This is a genomic window from Psychrobacter sp. DWR1-2-3 (assembly GCF_049896465.1).
GTDB lineage: Bacteria > Pseudomonadota > Gammaproteobacteria > Pseudomonadales > Moraxellaceae > Psychrobacter > Psychrobacter maritimus.
In genome coordinates, this window is sequence record NZ_JAFCUJ010000005.1 from 1 (window position 1) to 18305 (window position 18305).

The following is an 18305-nucleotide window of genomic DNA, read 5'->3' on the forward strand; positions in this document are numbered from 1 at the left end:
GAGGATTCAAAAGAGTTTAGGCTATAGATCGCCAAGACAGGTGTGGTTTGACTATTATCGTCAAGCTGCGTAATTAAAATCTCCCAAGTTTAACTGTACGGATTTGACGGCAGGGGTCATACTGATGCTCCTGTTTCGACGTCATCATCTCTGTCTCTAGTAGAGACATCTTTAAAATTACAGTTACTTTTTAATGGAGTATTACCTTTTAGTTTATCTAGTCTAACAAATTTTGAGTTCTGAGTATTGCCCGCTCCCCATGTACGAAACTCTATTACGGCAACTTCTGGACGCTCTTTACTACCATAAAAAGTAATCGTGGTCTGGGGGTTTACTCTATCATAAATACGGTCATCAGTAGAATTAAAGCCTGTGAGATATATCATATTGTCAATAAAGATAAGAACTTTAGGATAAACAACTCTTAGGCTTGGCTTCTCTTTCCATTTATTTTGATAGCTTATATAGTGACTATCAGCTTAAAGATTTGCTTATGGAGTGCTATAACTATTATCATATAAATGAAGCATTTTAAAAACAAAAAGACAATAACCTAAATCGGAGTAAATAATGATTACCCATGTACCTGATGTGACTTTCAAAACCCGTGTTCGTGATGAATCTATCGAAGGAGACAATCCATTTAAATGGCAAGACTTGACCACAGATGAGCTATTTGCCAATAAAAAAGTGGTTGTGTTCTCACTACCAGGTGCCTTTACACCAACGTGTTCGACCAGCCATCTACCGCGTTATGAAGAACTTTACAATGAGTTTAAGGCGTTAGGCGTAGATGAAATCGTTTGTGTTTCTGTCAATGATGCCTTCGTCATGTACCAATGGGGCCTAAAGCAAAACCGTGAAAACGTTTTCTTGCTTCCTGATGGTAATGGTGAGTTCACTCGTAAAATGGGCATGCTCGTTGATAAGAGCAATCTTGGCTTTGGTATGCGTTCATGGCGTTATTCGATGTATGTCGACAATAAAGCCATCAAAAAAGTGTTTAAGGAAGCTGGTTTTGACGACAACTGTCCAACAGACCCTTTTGAAGTATCAGATGCAGATACTATGTTAGATTATTTGAAAAGTAATGCTTAACCACATTGACTGTTGACTGTTGTTATTAAGCGTTATCAAGCATCGATAGATGATCAAATACGGATATTTAAAAACTGTAGAACTGCCAAGTCCTTAAATATAAGGGCTACGCAGTTTTTTTATGTTTTTTATAAAAATTTCTATCGCTGAGCGGTGTTATTTTTAGGGATAGTGACAATGTGAGTATAATTTTTGGCAGACAGATAAGTATTAACCATAAGAAAAGCTAGACAACTCAAGCTGTCTAGCTTTTTGTGTATTATCTATTAAAAACAGCTCAAAGCTTCTATACCATTACAGGCTTTAACGCTTACGTCCTATAAAGCACTTTAACCACATGCCAACCAAACTTGGTTTTCACTAAATGCGGGGTAAAGAGTTCGCCGTTGAAGCAGACTTTATCGAATGCCGGTACCATTTGACCTTGTTTAAACTCACCTAAGCTGCCGCCTTTTTTACCTGATGGGCAGGTTGAGTGTTTCTTAGCCAACACATCAAACTGGGCGCCTTTTTTAAGCTTGGTAATAATGTCGTCAGCCAGCTCTTTGTCTTTTACTAAAATGTGTAATGCGCTAGCGGTACGAGCCATAATGTAAACCCTTTATAAAATATCGATTATCCGGGCATTATATCACTACTTACCTTGGTTACTGACCTCACTTTTATTCGCTACTGCATCAAAAGTCATTATCCCCACAGGCGCTACTCTTTGGATGAAAATCGGTGCCTTTTAAGTGGCGCTGCCACTACCTATCTATCGTTTTGAGGACCGCGAAGAACCTCGACCTTTTGCAGGGCGCTTGCCATTTGCAGCAGGTTTGCCCTTGCCACCAGGCTTCTTGCTATCACCAAAAGGACGTCTGTCTTTACCTTTAGAACCCGCTGGTTTTCTAGCACCATCTTTGGGATGTTTCGCATTTCCCTTTGCTGCGCCCGTTGGTTTTGAAGATTCTTTTGACTTTGACGAAGTATCAGTACGAGGTTTTTTTCGTGGCGCCTTACGAGATTTCTTAGCAGCAGTACTGTCTTCCGAAGAAGAGTCTTCTATAGATTTAAGTAAAACAGCCATCTCTTTTGGGGTTAAATCTCGCCAGTCTCCAACGGGAAGACCCTTAAGACTCACATTCATAATACGTGTGCGCTCAAGCTTCACGACTTCATAGCCAAAATGCTCACACATACGGCGAATTTGACGGTTTAAACCTTGCACTAGCGTGATGTTAAACACGTTAGGCGACACCTTAGTGACCGGACATTTTTTCGTCATCCTGCCCAAAATAGGCACGCCACCGGCTAAACCTTCAATAAAACTATCCGTTATCGGCTTATTTACCGTCACCACATAATCTTTTTCGTGGTTATTACCAGCACGTAACACCTTATTAACCAAATCGCCATTGCTCGTTAAAAAGATTAAACCTTGGGAATCTTTATCCAAACGCCCAATCGGAAAAATACGTACGCTATGTCTCACAAAATCAACGATATTGTTTTTCTCAGAGCTTTCTGTGGTGCTCACAATGCCTACTGGTTTATTCAACGCAATAAAAACGAAATCATCTGCTTCCCGTGGCTCAATAAGCTGGCCATTAACTTTTACTACATCTCCAGCAACTACTTGCGCGCCTACTTGAGCACGCTTGCCATTGACGTATACATTACCTTGTTCAATAAAGCGATCAGCGTCGCGCCTGGAGCAAATACCGCTTTCGCTAATGTATTTATTTAAGCGAGTCGAAGAAGCGTTAAACATAAAGCACCGTTTTTACCTAATAAAAAGTCTTTCTTGCTAAGAAAAAGACCTCAACTGAATGGATTATCAACAACGAGATGGCTGACATTATATAGTAAATTCAGTTCACGTTTCAGGAGAGATGGGCAAAAACCTATTGCTCATTGTTTATTGCTCATTGTTTAAAGGTACAAGTAGTCTCATGGCCGTGACCATTGCTTCGCTTAAGTTATAGTAATGAACGTTAATCGATGTCAGTTTGGAGAGATTCTGATTTAATTTCACCAGAAAATTTCGCCCCACCCTACGCCATACATCTTTGTGAGCATCTAAAACGCAGTTCAAGTTTAGTATGACAGTACCCTATCACTTGTTATAGTAATCCTCTAAAATAGATACCATTTCTGTAAACCATCCGTTTATTACCGTTCAGCTTACTGCAAAGCCTTATTGCACAACAAGTACTAATTAGATAGCATGTGCTACTTGATACTTATCACACCAGCAGTAGCTAAGTAACGGACTGTCCGCTACACCAACGTAAGGCTAATCATAATGACCCCAATAATTAGAGTCGCCATCGCCGGTTACGGCAACCTTGGCCGCGGCGCGCAAGCCGCCATCAAACAAAGCCCAGACATGCAGTTAGTCTGTGTATTCAGCCGCCGAGATCCTGCCTCCGTCACCCTGATTGACGACAGCGTGCCCGTGTACGCCATGGACGATATTGCCCAATATAAAGACGAGATAGATGTGCTGATCTTATGTGGCGGCTCTAAGTCTGATTTGCCTGAGCAAGGTCCAGCGTTGGCTGGTTTATTTAATATTGTCGATAGCTTCGATACTCACGCTAAGATTCCTGAGTACTTTGCAGCACTTGATACACCTGCCAAGCAAGCCAACAAAGTCGCCATGTTGTCCGTCGGTTGGGATCCCGGTTTGTTTTCCATCAACCGCTTATACGGCGAAGCCATTTTACCGGTTGGCGAAACCTATACCTTTTGGGGCAAGGGCTTAAGTCAGGGCCACTCAGATGCGGTACGCCGCGTAGATGGTGTGAAATCAGGCGTGCAATATACCATTCCGTCAGAACCTGCCATGGCACGGGTACGAAATGGCGAGCAGCCAACGCTGAGTACCCGCGAAAAGCACACCCGCGAATGCTATATCGTCTTAGCAGATGGCGCAGATGCCGATACCGTACGCAACACCATCGTGACCATGCCGGACTACTTTGCCGACTACGATACCAAGGTGCACTTTATCGACCAATCAACGTTTGATCATGAACACCAAAAAATGCCCCATGGCGGTTTTGTGATTCGCAGTGGTGTGAGCGGTATCAATAATGAGCAGAACAACCAAGTGTTGGAGTTTTCATTAAAGCTTGGCAGTAATCCTGAGTTTACCTCTAGCGTACTCGTAGCCTATGCCCGCGCCGCCTATAAAATGAACTTGGCAGGTGAGACCGGTGCGAAAACCGTACTCGACGTCGCACCTAGCTTATTATCTCCTAAGACTCCAGCTCAGCTGCGTAAAGAGCTACTGTAAACGTCTGCGCTAGACTAGAAATAAAAAACTGAGCTCAAAAAAGCACCGAACCTTAATGGCTTGGTGCTTTTTTTATAATCTGGTTTTTGGTGAGCTAGAATCAGTTCAAAATAAAAGCGCTACGTTATGGCTATATGCTAAATAAACAGTAGAAATCTTTCTACGTGATTTAAAGCCCATTGACGATGTATAAGGATTTTGCTTTATAAATCATTCAGACCCAACCCTCTTCCAAAAGATGCTCGGTGTTACTCACTTTAAACTCATGGTATAAGTTAAAAAACACCGTTGGATCTTCAACATTATCGAGCAACCCACGTTTATTGAGCGCGACAAACATCGCTAGCGCATAAGCCGCACAATGGATAGATTTCTTAGGATTAAACTCACGATCCGTAAAAGCTTGATATTGCATGACTTCCTCATGCAGATGAATATTTTGCTTGAGAGCATTCACATACAGCCAGTCATAAAATGTAGTCAATGGCTCTACACTCCACTCCATGCCAAAATAATTATAGCCAATCAGTTCACCTGAGGTTGTTAAACGCTCATCCTTTTTGGCTTGTCTTGGCGGGACTGTCAGCAAGTCAGTATACGGACCACCATCCTCAAAAATCATGCTGCTCTGAAAGGCGTTTTCGACACTATACGCTTGACCATCATGCTCATTGGTAAGCTTTAAGCTCAATGGACTGAGCGGAAAACTCAATTTATTGCCAGACTTACTCGATAGCTCTAAGACGTGACTAAAGCCATATTTTTTGCGAATGACTTGATGCATATCATTGATGGATTTTTTCTTTTGTCTACTGGCAAACCCCACGTGCCGCTCAAACCTTACCATGTCCGTTTTGACCAAATTGTCACTATTGACTCTAGGCATGAATACCGGTCTGTGTTCTACCGCGTTTTGCGCTTGTTCCATAGGGTTCTGTGTTTCTTGCATTGCAATATGCCTTATATCTTAATTATCAATAGTCTTGTATAAATGTGTTTTTATAACGCGTCTTTTATAGCTGGTGATGTGCAATATAAAGTCGTGCTTCATCGTCGTGGCCATTATTGAATACTACTTTATATCCTTTAATCACCCCAGCAAATGGAATTTTACCCTGCATCGCCTTATAGTGTGCAGTGATGCGCTCATTAATGATGTCTAGCTGCTTTTGACGCGGTAATAGCCTGACTTCATCATCTAATGAGATGCGTTTAAATCTGTCCACCGCCATATATGAATTGAATGACGATCTAAAGTCTTCATTAAAGGTAATATCAGCATAAACAATCGGTGTGATAGCATTTAATGAATGACTGGCATCGCGCTCTAACTCTGTTAAAAGTGGTTGGTATACCGCTTTATCGATACCCAAAACGCCACATAACTTTTCAACAAATTCCGAGGCAGCATACTTAAAATCGTAGATTTTATTATTCAGTCCCAACGCAGGGCTAGATAGAACTGTTTGCAAGCGATTAATGGCTTTGTCTGTCGTTTTAGGATGATTATGATACCCCATTAGCGTCAGTATTTCATGATGGGATAGTTTTTTTTGCTCGATGCATTTTAGAATGATAGATTGCAGTGTCGTTGTCGATAGACTAGAAATAGTCATATGAGGCGCTCCTGTTACTCTGTTTATGCCAAAATGATTCAGCACAGTCGCTTTAACTTTACAGAGAAAAAGGAGTTGTGCGTTTTACCAGTTATTGTTTTTCATCGTGCTGGAAGTAGCGTTAAACCCACGATGTGCTTGTATATTAGCAAGGATAAAAATATTTGTCGAGCTGTACGCTTTCTTCGGCATAGATGATATGACTTATCCATGACCAATGACCAATGACTAAAGAGCGGATAGAGATGAGAAGTGGTTTAATATTATGATTAACAAATAAGAGGTTTTTAGAGTAGGAAAATAAACATCCTAAATGATAGCCTGTCAATAATAATCGACGCGCTATTTAAACCTCAGATTGCAAGTTTACCTTATACTGCCACGCATAAAAAAGCCCTCGTCTACAAAATGCAGACGAGGCCGAAAATCTAGATCTAGATTTAAATTATAAAAACAATAGTCCTAAACCAATCACAACGCCACTGACAATCAATACGATGACACAAAATCCCATAATATCTTTGGCTTTAAGTCCCGCAATTGCTAGTGCCGGCAACGCCCAAAAAGGCTGAATCATATTTGTCCATGCATCACCCCATGCTACTGCCATAGCAACTTTTGCAGGGTCACTGCCTAGCATTTCTGCCGCCTCTAACATAATTGGTGCTTGTACCGCCCACTGCCCGCCACCTGAAGGAACAAAGAAATTGACGAGTCCTGCACTTAGAAAAGCGAAAAGTGGCAACGTCTCTGCTGTCGAAACGTTGACAAACGCTTCTGACATCACCCCTGCCAAACCAGATGCCGTCATCATTCCCATAATACCGGCATAAAACGGGAATTGAACGATAATACCGCCTGCACCTTTGACCGCCTCTTGAATAGCAATCAAATAATTGCGAGGTGTGCCATGGAATATAATGCCAAGGAATAAAAACATAAAGTTAACTAGGTCGAGCGTTAAAGCAAAACCGTTTTGCACGAAATAATAGATAATAAAAGCAATGCCCAAGATGCCGATGACCATTGACAAAATCCAGCTGTTTTCCAATCGCTCTGCTGGTGTCATATCCGATTTGGCTGGCAGCACCTCAATGATAGGATCTACTAAAAGCTTAGGGTCGACCGTAATCGTATCTTCTTTTGTTGGCATCATTATACGATTTAATAAAGGGACAATAATAACTAATGCCGCCAAGATAATTAAGTTATAGCTCGCAAAAATAGTGGCACTGGTTGGAATGACGCCAATTTTATCAACAAATGGATGGCCTGCTGTGGCAATGGATAAGGGAATGGAACCCGAAAACCCAGCATGCCAAATAATAAAGCCAGAATAAGCACTGGCAATCAATAAACGATAATCGACATATTCGACACGCTTTGCCAATTCTTTGGCAAATAATGCCCCAATGACCAGCCCAAATCCCCAGTTGATCCAGCTTGCCGCAAGCGACACTAAGGTTACCAAGATAATCGCGCTGCCTGGCGATTTGGCCAAACTTGCCAGCTTCCCTAAACCTTTTTTAAATATTGGACTGCTTGCCAATACGTAACCCGTGACCAATACCAAGACCATTTGCATGGAGAATGCAAGCAATGCCCAGAACCCTTCACCCCAAAACGCCACCATTTGTACCGGTGAAGAATCGGTTAAACCTAGACCCATGGCAAAAATAACCAAGGTTAAAATAATGACGAACAAAAATGGATCTGGTAGATACTTTTCCATCAAGCTGTTCGAGAAACGTGTGATTCCTTTCATTTTATAACTCCCTTTTGTATATAAGTATCCCCTGAATGTCTAATTAGACTTCACGGTCAAAGATTTCATCTGCTTCAAGATGATAAATAATACTCTATAACGAGTCTTATTTTATGATAAAAAAGCGCAGCAGTGTTAGCCTGGGTATTGAGCAAATCTAACGCTGTTCTTGCAGTTACTTCAGCCGCAAAAAACTCTAAGAGCTTTCGCTGTGCTTTTTTACTTATTTTACAATGGGTTATCTTCATAAAAGTAGTCTAGCGTAGTGCCCATCTACTACAGTCTCTAGTTCAGCTATCTCGTTAACCCTACAGAAACCAAATAGGCTAAATAGCGAGAGGAAGGCTTGCCTTTAAGCCCTTAGTGAATATTTTTTTGGCTGGAAAAAATTGTATACAAGACAATCCAGCTTAGATGTTCATTTACCAATCTTCGAGATTAGATTACCGGAAAAACCACCACCTCATCCCCATCTTGCCACGGCTGAAACTTGGTCATCGCTTGCAAAAAAAGTGGATGCTGAAGCCAATCTTGTAGCCAACGCTGCAAATTTGGATAAGGGAGATTGTAAAAAACATCGCGATTTACATGAGCGAATTGACGGACAAAAGGCATAATCCCAATATCAGCAAGCGTGATACCCTTCCCTAGCAAATAAGGATTTTTAGTTAGTAATTCCTCTAAAAGCTGTAAAAATACTTCACCCTTCTGTCGATATTCTGTTTGGGTCATCTCGAGATGACGGTCAGCGTATTTATAGCGATCGAGCCAATATTTAAACTCATTATCGTTTTTATCAATCAATACATTCGCTTCATGCAGAGCTGCATCATGAAGCAATCCTTGCGGATCTTGCTGCTCAAGCGCCCATATCATTATCTCTCTACTCTCTTCAATCACCGTGCCATCCAAAAGCTGCAACACAGGCACCGTACCTTTTGGGCTAATCGCTAGCATCTGTGGCGGCTTATTTTTCAGCGTTATCTCGCGCAGCTCTACCTGCAGCTCGGCAAACAATATGCCAAGGCGGGCGCGCATGGCATAAGGGCAGCGACGAAAAGAGTACAGACACGGATAAGAGGAAGTCATAGATAGGGTTCGCCGTTAAATTAAGATTAATAAGTATAGACACAAAAGCTATAATTTTATGGCTAAGGTATGTGCGTATTTTAGCAGTGGTTATGACCATACCTTCACCTATTCATGATAACAATGCTAGTACTTGCCCTCAAGGCTAGGTTTGATGTTTAAGGATATGGTGGCGAGCCCGCTTAAAAAACGTTCGTTCAATTTTAAAATAATAGTTACCCAATAAAAAAAAGCCTCACTATTATTCAAAATAGTGAGGCTTTTTTTAGAACTATAAGACTAATAATGCTTAGGCTATTAAACACTGCTAGATTTTGGCAATCCATATTCTATTTTGTCGACCACTTCATCTTGCTGCTCAACAATCAAGCGATAGCCTTTAATAATCCCATCATAAGGCAGTTGACCATCATGCTGCCGATAATGATCGCGGATACCTTGTTTAATAATGGCCTTACGCGCAGCTTCATCCAATTTAGCAAATCCACTTGGCAAACGTACCTGCTCTAAAAACGAGACTCCCCAACGCGACATCCAATTTGCGCCGCCAGTAAATTTATAATCGACATCGGCTTGTAAGCGATATCGAGGTTGCGGCTGAGGACAATGCGCCAACTCATATTTAATCTGGGCAATATCTTCGGCAAAGCGCTCATAAGGCAATTCTAGTACCAAAAACAGCTTGGCTAAAAACTCATCGGCGGTAAAGCATTTATCCATATAGCTACCATCGAGACCAAGATGTTTATTAGACAATACATGACGCAAACGATCACAGGCAGGAATCGTGTACTTAATAGAATAACCCATGGCTTTGACAATATCTTGCGCGCACAGCTCGAGGCTATCTATTTGAGTGATTGCATATTGTGCTAAAGGATGACGCGGATGATAACGGCGAGTATATTTGGATGGATTGGCAGATTGGCTCATGATAGTGAAGACCTTAGATTCCTATAACTCCGACGAAAAAGTATAAAATCAGGCACAAATGAGGATGTCGGAGTACAGGCTCATGCGCTTTACCAGGATTGTTTTATATCGTGCTGGAAGTTGCAAGGTTTGTACGCCACCACCCATTGCAGTCATGATAATTTGCAATAGCAATTGGTAACGACAAAACTGTTAAACCCACGATATAGTCAGTTCAATATAAAAGAGATACGTTCAAAATAACGTTCTGCTGAGATAAATTTTCCTAGCTTGCTGTGCGCTTCGCACTCCAGAGGCTTCGAAAAATTTATCTCAGCAGCACTGCATTCTTTTTAAATCGAATCGGCCATAGATGATTAGATCGTTTAATAATGATAGCACATCAGCTCATAGAAAATAAATACTGATATCAATGCTTCTTTTTTAAAGAAATATCTTAATCTTCACCATGATACGTCGCTTCATCCATCCAAACAATAGGGTCTTCACACAAATGAACCAAGTGATACCAAATATCACTACTGCGAGCGATACGGTGATGACCGCCGTCGAAACAATCAACTTCCCAGCTTTCAGGCAGATTAACCAGGGTTCGTCTAGCGACCGCCACATCCAAGCTTTCATCGTCGACTTCCACCATAACTCGTACCATCTCAATGTTTGAGGTCGGAAAAGACAGTTTCATATCGGCCACTGCCGGAATACGGTCGGCTAAAACGTCACTTGGATAAATACAAGGCGCAATCAAGAGCGCGCGTAAGTTATATTTATGAGCAAAATGATTGGCAAACCAACCACCAAGCGAATGCCCTGCCAGCACCACGCGTGGATATTCTTGCATCTTTTTTTGAATTAAAGCATCGTAAATCTCAAACATTTCTGCAAAATTTTCGCGGTAATTTACCGTTTGACAATACTTCGGCTCACGTTTGATACAAGTATACTTACTGGTTTCACAACTTGAATCAAGACCATGAAAAAACAGTAAAAACGTCTCGTTATTTTCGATAGGAAACATCATAGCTCTCTCCTTTTATCATTATTCTTTAGAGTTATTGTTATTAATCTGGTCTGTTATTTAAACCGCTTTTTGATTGGCAATCTGCGCTTGGTATAAACTTAAAATCTCCTCACAAGCTTGCATTGAGATATTTTTTGCAAAACCTTTATTAAACCAAAAATCGTAAACGGCTTGGACAATGGCTTTTACCGCCTCAGTATCTTTTGGCTTTTGCTCTGTTAATTTACGCGCAATATCTTTTGCCTGAATATCCGACTCATTGTAGGGCGCACTCCAGCCCACACAATAGCGATAAAGCACATCATTAATGGCCAAGATAAATATGGCGTCAGCCACGCCATACTGAGCGATAAATTGTTCTAACACCGAGCAGCGCTCGTCATAGAGCAAAGGCTCTATCGGCATCTCATCGCGCTCAGTCAAACAATCAGCACCCACCACGTTTGAGGGCTTACTAAAGTCCTGCAAAAGCAATGGATAAGATCCGCCAATACCGCCCTTCTTCACTACGTTAAAGCACCAAATGCCATAATGCGTATTAACGCCCTTATAAGGCACATTGATAAACCATTGCATCAGCGCATCGCTATCATAAATGATATGAATACTGCCAATACGCACCCCTTGCTTGGGTAAAACATCCGTGTATAAACGGTCTATATCATCGCTATAAAGCTTTATTTTTTCTACGTTTTCAGCACTGACATCACCAAGCTTAGCCCTTGCATCATTTATGTTTCGGCACAGCCTAAACGGCGCGACAAAACTTAAGGTATCATCGGTATTATTGACAAAATACACATCATCTTCATAATTGTTTATCGAAACTGTCTCAAGATAAAACAATGGGCTGTTTCGTACCCGCTCTTTCTCATCATTCGCCAGTGCCGTTATTCCAGACAGTTTTGCGCCATCTGACCACTGCATATCGTCTATGCGTTTTTGCTCAAATTGATAGGTTAACTTTGTCATTGTTATATCCTTATTATTTTGATTTTAGTTTGTTCGTTGCAGTATTTTTCGTATTGTTTTTCGTATTGTTTTCTTATTTTTTGGGGTTTATTAAGCGCAATTTTAAGCCAGCCGAGTCTATTCGCCATTTTATCGAATGACGTTATTAGCTATAAAGTTAAGTAAGTTAATCGGTTTTAGAATGTAGGATTCGGTGTTTTTTCTAATTGTTTAGCCGTAGCTGGTCATTATCATGAAGCTGCTTTTTTCATCGTTATTACTCTTAAGAATTAAAATTAACGAGCGTTCTCTGTTCAGTTTTTCTGATTATCAATCAATATGTTTTTTGGGGTTTAGGTTTGGATTTGTACAGGCGAAGTGGTTTAGGAGTAAACGAAAATAATACTGTTTAAAAAATACTGTTCAAAGGACATTATTAAAATGCTTGCTAAAGACAACTCAGTTAAAAAGTGAAGCGTTGCGCCCCGAGGGTTAACTGTTTGCCATGTTATTTTTGCCTGACTCAATAACTATAATATAAAACCTTATAAAAATAAAGAGGCTAAAAAAAGCTGTGCGACAACTGCTGTCGCCCAATCACTTATTACTAGATTTATCACTAAATTTATCATTAAGCTTATTATTTATTGATCCAATTCATATAAAAAACCCCATAAGCCATATGCAACTTACGGGGTTATCTTTTGCCAAATTGTGAATCAGATATCTAAAATCTAGCAAGCCATATACTGGCGTTTGATGAATGATTTAATAAATGAATTAACGTTCTAAATGCAGATACTGCATATGACATTCGTACTGATGCAAGATATCAACCAGCACTTGCTCTTTGGTGTAGCCAACCAAGTCATACTCTTGCGAGCCATCACTTAAAAATACCTCAGCACGGTAATAAAACTCGGCCTGCTTGCTTGAAGTGTTGAGCGTAAAGTTTGGTCGCTCAGCTTTGATGAGGTTGACTTCATAAATAAAGTCATCTTCATCACCATGACCGACACGCAGTTTTACCCCATCTATCTGACCGTCATCTTCATCCATTCCAGCGTCTATATCTTTGCCAATGCTGGCCAGATTGCGGATATCCAATGCCGTCTTAAGGCCACCATCTTTTAGCTCTTTTTCAACTTCAATCATGGCAGGTTTAACCACCGTTTGTAAAAAGCGTTCGACTTGTTTATGGCTTGGGAAACTGACGATACGTTGCAAGCGCGCCTTCCAACCTTTACCACTATCGAGCACGTTTGCTGTGCCAACGGTACTGGCTTTGCGCTTATTGCCCTCTTCTTTTAATGACTTCCACATAGCCATCATGTAAAGCACTAAAATAAGTGAGAACGGTAAACCGGCAATCACAGACACCGATTGTAACGAGGCGAAACCACCCGCAAACAGTAAGCCTAAAGTAATCAAGCCCGTGGCTGCTGCCCAAAATAGGCGCAACCAAACAGGTGCGTCGGTATCATTGGTCATACCTCTTGAGCTTAGGTTCGCGAGGACTAAAGCGCCTGAGTCAGCAGACGTCACAAAAAATATCAGGCCAATAACCACGCCCGCCAATGAAAAAGCATCGCTATAAGGGAAGTATTCAAACAAGGCAAACATACCCATCGCCGCGTCATTGACGGCGATTTCACCAAGTTCGGTGGCACCATTGGCGACCAAATCTATCGCTGAATTACCAAAGATAGAGAACCATGCAAAGATAAAACCAAGTGGAATAAACATCACGCCAAAGACAAACTCTCGCAAAGTACGACCACGGCTAATACGCGCGATAAATAATCCTACAAAGGGTGCCCAAGCAACCCACCATGCCCAGAAAAATATCGTCCAACCTGACTTCCAGTCAGCACCAGCCGTACCATCATAAGCATAGACATCAAAGGTTTTAAAAATAATAGTCTGAAAGTATTGACCAATATTTTGAGTAAAGGTATTGAGCAAATAAACGGTATTACCCAGTACCAATATGGCCAATAGTAGCAATATCGACGACAGCATATTAAATTCGGATAAACGGCGTACGCCTTTTTCAACGCCGGTCATGGCAGAAATAGCGGCAGCAATAACCACGCCTAAGATAATCAGGCTCTGCACCATTTTGCTAGATTCGATACCGAAAACATGAGTCAAGCCGGCATTGGCCTGCAATACCCCAATACCTAAACTGGTGGCAATACCCATTAAGGTACAGACGACGCCAAAGGTATCAATACCATCACCAAGCCAGCCTTTGATTAAGCGCTCGCCAAAGATAGGTGTCAGCGGTGAACGTAGCGCAAGTGGCATATTTTTACGATAAGCAAAATACGCCAATGCCATACCGATTAAGGCATAAATGCCCCAACCATGAATACCCCAGTGTAAAAAAGTCTGCGACAGTGCTTCACGCATGGCTTCGGCACTGGCAGGCTCTAAACCAGTATGCGGTGTCAAATAATGCATCAACGGCTCAGAGGCACCAAAGAAGAGTAAATCAATTCCGATACCCGCGGAGAACAACATCGCCGCCCATGCTAAAAACGGGAACTGGGCTTTTTCGTGGTCTTGCCCAAGCTTGATATCGCCGTATTTAGAAAAACCAACAAACAAGGCAAAAATACTATAAGCGGCAACCACCAGCATATAATACCAGCCAAAACTCTCTGATACCCATGCCATGCTTGAGCTTAATAATGTCTCACTATAATCTGGAAACACAATCGTCCAGATAATCAATAAAATAGAAATAATAGCTGAACCTAAAAAAACCGTCTTATTTAGAGTCAGGGGTTTCGTCGCATCTTCTGATGGCGAGCTGTACATAAAAGACCTCAATAGGTAAATTAAACAGGGTCTGATATTGCTTTGTCCGTCATAGTCTTATGACTGCATAGTTTTATGACTAATAGTTTTATGACTAATAGTTTTATGACTAATAGTCACATAAAATACGAATCACCGCATGACGCACAAAGCAGTACCAATAAATAAAATTTGCTAGATATAGACTGTTATTAAAATAGCAAAGCAAATGCTAAACAGAGGCCGCCTTAAAGGCTTTATTTGCTTAACATAAGCGCTGATAAAAAAGACCTTTACTGTGAAAGGCCTTCTTTTTTGAAATAGTCTTATATTGTTTATTGCCCAATAGCTTATGCCGTCGTTTAGACAGCCATTTAAACAACAAAACTGTAATCGCGCATCGGCTCGGCTCTGAGCGGTGCGCCATTGGCAACGTAATAATCTACCGTCGAGCGTGGTAATTGCTTACCTTTCATCTTATCGACGATTTTTTCGGCGAGCATAATAGTGGTCGCATTTAGATTACCACTGATGATATTTGGCATAATCGACGCATCGACGACGCGCAAGCCATCGATACCGTGTACCAGACCTTCGCCATTAACCACCGAATCATTGCCTTCGCCCATCGCACAAGTACATGATGGATGATAAGCCGTCTCACTATGGTTACGGACATATTCGTCCAACTGCGCATCGGCCACCAAATCATCGGTCGGCGCAATGGCTCGACCACGATAAGGGTCAAGCGCTGGCTGATGCATAATCTCGCGAGTGATACGCATGGCGGCGCGGAACTCTTGCCAGTCTTGCTCATGCGACATATAGTTAAATAAGATACTAGGATGCGCGCTTGGGTCTTTCGAGGTTAGCTTGACGCGACCGCGACTTGGCGAACGTAATGAGCCCACATGCGCTTGGAAGCTATGAGCTTTCACCGCGCTGCGGCCATCGTAACGCACCGCTAGCGGCAAGAAATGATACTGAATATTAGGATGGGTAAACTTCTCATCGGTACGGATAAAGCCGCCGCCTTCAAACTGATTTGATGCCCCAAGTCCGGTGCCATTAAACAACCATTCCGCACCAATCGCTGGCTTATTCCACCATTTATTGGCAGGCGCAATTGAGACCGGTAGCTTACATTCATACTGCATATACAGCTCTAAATGGTCTTGTAGGTTATTACCGACACCCGGTAAATCTAGAATTTCAGTCACGCCCACATCTTTAAGCCATTGACCAGGACCAATCCCTGAACGCTGTAGCAGTTGCGGCGAGGCAATCGCACCCGATGAAACAATCACTTCACGAGACGCGTAGAAGTTTTTAGTTTGACCTTGATGTGCGACTTTAACGCCGACAGCACGTTTGCCATCGAACAAGATGACATCGGTCAATGCGCCAGTCAAAATAGTGATATTGCTACGCGGTTTAGCACGGTCAAGATACCCACGCGCGGTGGAAGCACGGCGACCATTAGGGGTTACAAAGCGATCCATCGGCCCAAAGCCCTCTTGTTGATAGCCGTTTAGATCCTCTGTACGCGGATAGCCAGCTTGCACGCCCGCTTCAATCATCGCTTCAAATAATGGATTGACGCCAGGTTTTGAGGTAGTCATTTCAACCGGACCACCGACGCCATGATAGTCATTTTCGCCTGCATCGCAGTTTTCTGACTTTTTAAAGTAGGGTAAGCAGTCGAGATACGTCCAGTTCTCTAAGCCTTTAATTTTTGCCCAATCATCAAAATCGAGCGCGTTACCACGGATATAGCACATCCCATTAATCAATGATGAGCCGCCCAGCCCTTTACCGCGGCCACAGTCCATGACGCGGTTATTCATATAGGGTTCGGGATCTGTTTTGTAGCCCCAGTTATACGTGGTGCCTTGTAGCGGCATGGCGAGTGCCGCTGGCATCTGGGTGCGAAAGTCTAAGCGATGGTCTGGACGACCTGCCTCTAACAGCAACACCTTAATGTTGGCATCTTCGGTCAAGCGCGTGGCTAGCACGTTGCCTGCTGAGCCTGCGCCGACGATGATGTAGTCATATTCAGGTGTGGTTGATATCATAAAACGCTCCATAAAATTAAAAATATCCATCATTTCATAGCAGTAAGGCGGCGCGAAAAGGAAAAATTATTCCTCTCGCCTTAACCTTACTGTTTAAAAATTCTTACCGTACAATTGCTTAAAATACCGATTCAAACTTGCCAAGCTCTACTTGGATAGATTTGGTCTGCGTATAGTGCTCAAGGGCTTCGATGCCGTTTTCGCGGCCAATACCAGAATGCTTATAACCGCCTACTGGCATTTGCGCAGGCGACTCGCCCCACGTATTTAGCCAGCAGATACCCGCCTCTATCTGCCCAATAACGCGATGCGCGCGGGTCAAATCAGCAGTTACCACTCCTGCTGCCAAACCGTACTCGGTATCATTGGCACGGCGAATCACTTCTTCCTCAAGCTCGTAGGTCAATATCGACATGACTGGACCAAATATTTCCTCACGTACGATGGTCATATCATCGCTGCAATCGCTAAACACGGTCGGTGCAACGAATGCCCCATTGGCAAGCTCGCCTGCCGTGATACGTTCGCCGCCCACCAATAAACGCGCACCGCCCGCTTTACCTTGCTCGATATAACCAAGCACTCGCTCCATATGCGGGAAGCTAACCAATGGCCCCATATTGATGCTCTCGTCCAGCGGATTGCCGAGCTTGATACGCTTAACACGCGTCAAGATTGCCTCTTCAAACTTGGATTGTAGCGCTTTTGGGATAAAGACGCGCGTGCCATTGGTACAGACCTGACCTGTACTGTAAAAGTTCGCCATCATGGCAATATCAGCAGCGGTATCGATATCGGCATCGTCGAAAATGATCAATGGTGATTTACCACCAAGCTCCAAGGTTACGTCTTTAAGCGACGATGATGCGGCGCTTGCCATGACTTTTTTACCTGTTGGCACGCCGCCTGTGAATGAGACCTTGGCGATATCAGGATGCTGGGTTAATGCTTCGCCAACTTTATAATCCCCTTGCACAACGTTAAAGACACCGTCTGGTAAGCCTGCTTCGGTAAATATTTCCGCCAGTTTTAAGGCTGTTAACGGCGTGACTTCTGAGGGTTTAAAAATCATCGCATTACCAGCGGCCAATGCTGGCGCTGCCTTCCACATCGCGATTTGAATCGGATAATTCCACGCGCCGATACCTGCGACCACGCCAAGCGGTTCGCGGCGGGTATAAACAAAGCTGCTATCACGCAGCGGAATCTGACGACCTTCAAGCATTGGTGCAAGACCGGCATAATACTCAACGACATCGGCACCGGTGACGATATCAACATATTTGGTTTCAGAAAGCGCTTTACCCGTGTCTTTGGTTTCGAGCAATGCCAGCACATCATTGCGTTCGCGCAATATCGTAACCGCCTTTAATAAAATCCGACTGCGCTCAACCGCTGTCATCGCCGCCCACACTTTTTGACCTTGTTGCGCCGCTTTTACCGCTTCATTAATCTGCTCATCGGTGGTTTGCTGAATGGTGGCGAGCACCTCACCTGTCGCCGGATTAATATCTTCAAATGTCGCTAATGATTCATCGACCGCCAAATAACGACCGTTGATATAAGCGGTTTGGATATGCTCTAAATCGATGAGGTCTTTTAAGTTGTTTGGGTTGCTTATGTTTGAATCTGTCATAGGTTCTCCTATCGACGACTGGTAAAGGCTTTA

General features: G+C 42.7%; 14 protein-coding genes and 1 pseudogene. 2 read left to right on the top strand and 13 right to left on the bottom strand.

What is annotated here, in order from left to right; translation table 11 throughout:
* Positions 1–570: 570 nt before the first annotated feature.
* On the top strand, positions 571–1098 hold the full coding sequence (locus tag ACP7AA_RS09570) for a peroxiredoxin (protein WP_426223414.1): 528 nt from the start codon (positions 571–573) through the stop codon (positions 1096–1098).
* Positions 1099–1408: 310 nt separating this feature from the next.
* Here the strand turns inward: ACP7AA_RS09570 and ppiC are convergent, their stop codons facing one another.
* Together ppiC and rluF are read right to left on the bottom strand one after the other, a co-directional pair.
* The gene (ppiC, locus tag ACP7AA_RS09575; RefSeq protein ID WP_426223415.1) at positions 1409–1687 is read right to left on the bottom strand and encodes a peptidylprolyl isomerase PpiC; all 279 of its coding nucleotides are present in this window, start codon (positions 1685–1687) and stop codon (positions 1409–1411) included.
* A 165-nt stretch (positions 1688–1852) separates the two neighbouring features.
* Entirely contained in the window at positions 1853–2851 is a 999-nt protein-coding gene (gene rluF / locus ACP7AA_RS09580) for a 23S rRNA pseudouridine(2604) synthase RluF (RefSeq protein WP_426223416.1), read from the bottom strand.
* A 534-nt stretch (positions 2852–3385) separates the two neighbouring features.
* Here rluF and ACP7AA_RS09585 point away from each other — a divergent pair.
* Positions 3386–4381: a diaminopimelate dehydrogenase gene (locus tag ACP7AA_RS09585; protein ID WP_426223417.1), complete on the top strand. Its 996-nt coding sequence runs from the start codon at positions 3386–3388 to the stop codon at positions 4379–4381.
* A gap of 214 nt (positions 4382–4595) precedes the next feature.
* Here ACP7AA_RS09585 and ACP7AA_RS09590 read toward each other — a convergent pair whose 3' ends face one another.
* The 11 genes and pseudogenes from ACP7AA_RS09590 to betB form a co-directional block, all read right to left on the bottom strand.
* Positions 4596–5309, bottom strand: a complete 714-nt coding sequence (locus ACP7AA_RS09590) for a DarT1-associated NADAR antitoxin family protein (protein ID WP_426223524.1) — start codon at positions 5307–5309, stop codon at positions 4596–4598.
* Between the two features lie 85 nt (positions 5310–5394).
* Positions 5395–5997: a hypothetical protein gene (locus ACP7AA_RS09595; RefSeq protein ID WP_426223418.1), complete on the bottom strand. Its 603-nt coding sequence runs from the start codon at positions 5995–5997 to the stop codon at positions 5395–5397.
* Between the two features lie 445 nt (positions 5998–6442).
* Positions 6443–7762 (bottom strand): short-chain fatty acid transporter, encoded by a 1320-nt coding sequence (locus ACP7AA_RS09600; protein WP_426223419.1) that lies wholly within the window; start codon positions 7760–7762, stop codon positions 6443–6445.
* 46 nt (positions 7763–7808) lie between these two features.
* Positions 7809–8010: pseudogene (locus ACP7AA_RS09605) on the bottom strand (IS1595 family transposase); the annotation flags it as partial.
* 190 nt (positions 8011–8200) lie between these two features.
* A complete protein-coding gene (locus ACP7AA_RS09610; RefSeq protein WP_426223420.1) occupies positions 8201–8851 on the bottom strand; it encodes a glutathione S-transferase in 651 nt (216 codons plus the stop codon).
* Positions 8852–9148: 297 nt separating this feature from the next.
* Entirely contained in the window at positions 9149–9784 is a 636-nt protein-coding gene (locus tag ACP7AA_RS09615; protein ID WP_426223421.1) for a hypothetical protein, read from the bottom strand.
* Positions 9785–10220: 436 nt separating this feature from the next.
* On the bottom strand, positions 10221–10805 hold the full coding sequence (locus ACP7AA_RS09620; protein WP_426223422.1) for a YqiA/YcfP family alpha/beta fold hydrolase: 585 nt from the start codon (positions 10803–10805) through the stop codon (positions 10221–10223).
* A 57-nt stretch (positions 10806–10862) separates the two neighbouring features.
* A complete protein-coding gene (locus ACP7AA_RS09625) occupies positions 10863–11777 on the bottom strand; it encodes a hypothetical protein (protein WP_426223423.1) in 915 nt (304 codons plus the stop codon).
* A gap of 759 nt (positions 11778–12536) precedes the next feature.
* Complete coding sequence (betT, locus tag ACP7AA_RS09630) at positions 12537–14582, bottom strand: choline BCCT transporter BetT (protein WP_426223424.1); 2046 nt, start codon at positions 14580–14582, stop codon at positions 12537–12539.
* A gap of 353 nt (positions 14583–14935) precedes the next feature.
* Entirely contained in the window at positions 14936–16636 is a 1701-nt protein-coding gene (gene betA, locus ACP7AA_RS09635) for a choline dehydrogenase (RefSeq protein WP_426223425.1), read from the bottom strand.
* Positions 16637–16754: 118 nt separating this feature from the next.
* Positions 16755–18272 (bottom strand): betaine-aldehyde dehydrogenase, encoded by a 1518-nt coding sequence (gene betB / locus ACP7AA_RS09640; RefSeq protein ID WP_426223426.1) that lies wholly within the window; start codon positions 18270–18272, stop codon positions 16755–16757.
* Between the last annotated feature and the right edge of the window lie 33 nt (positions 18273–18305).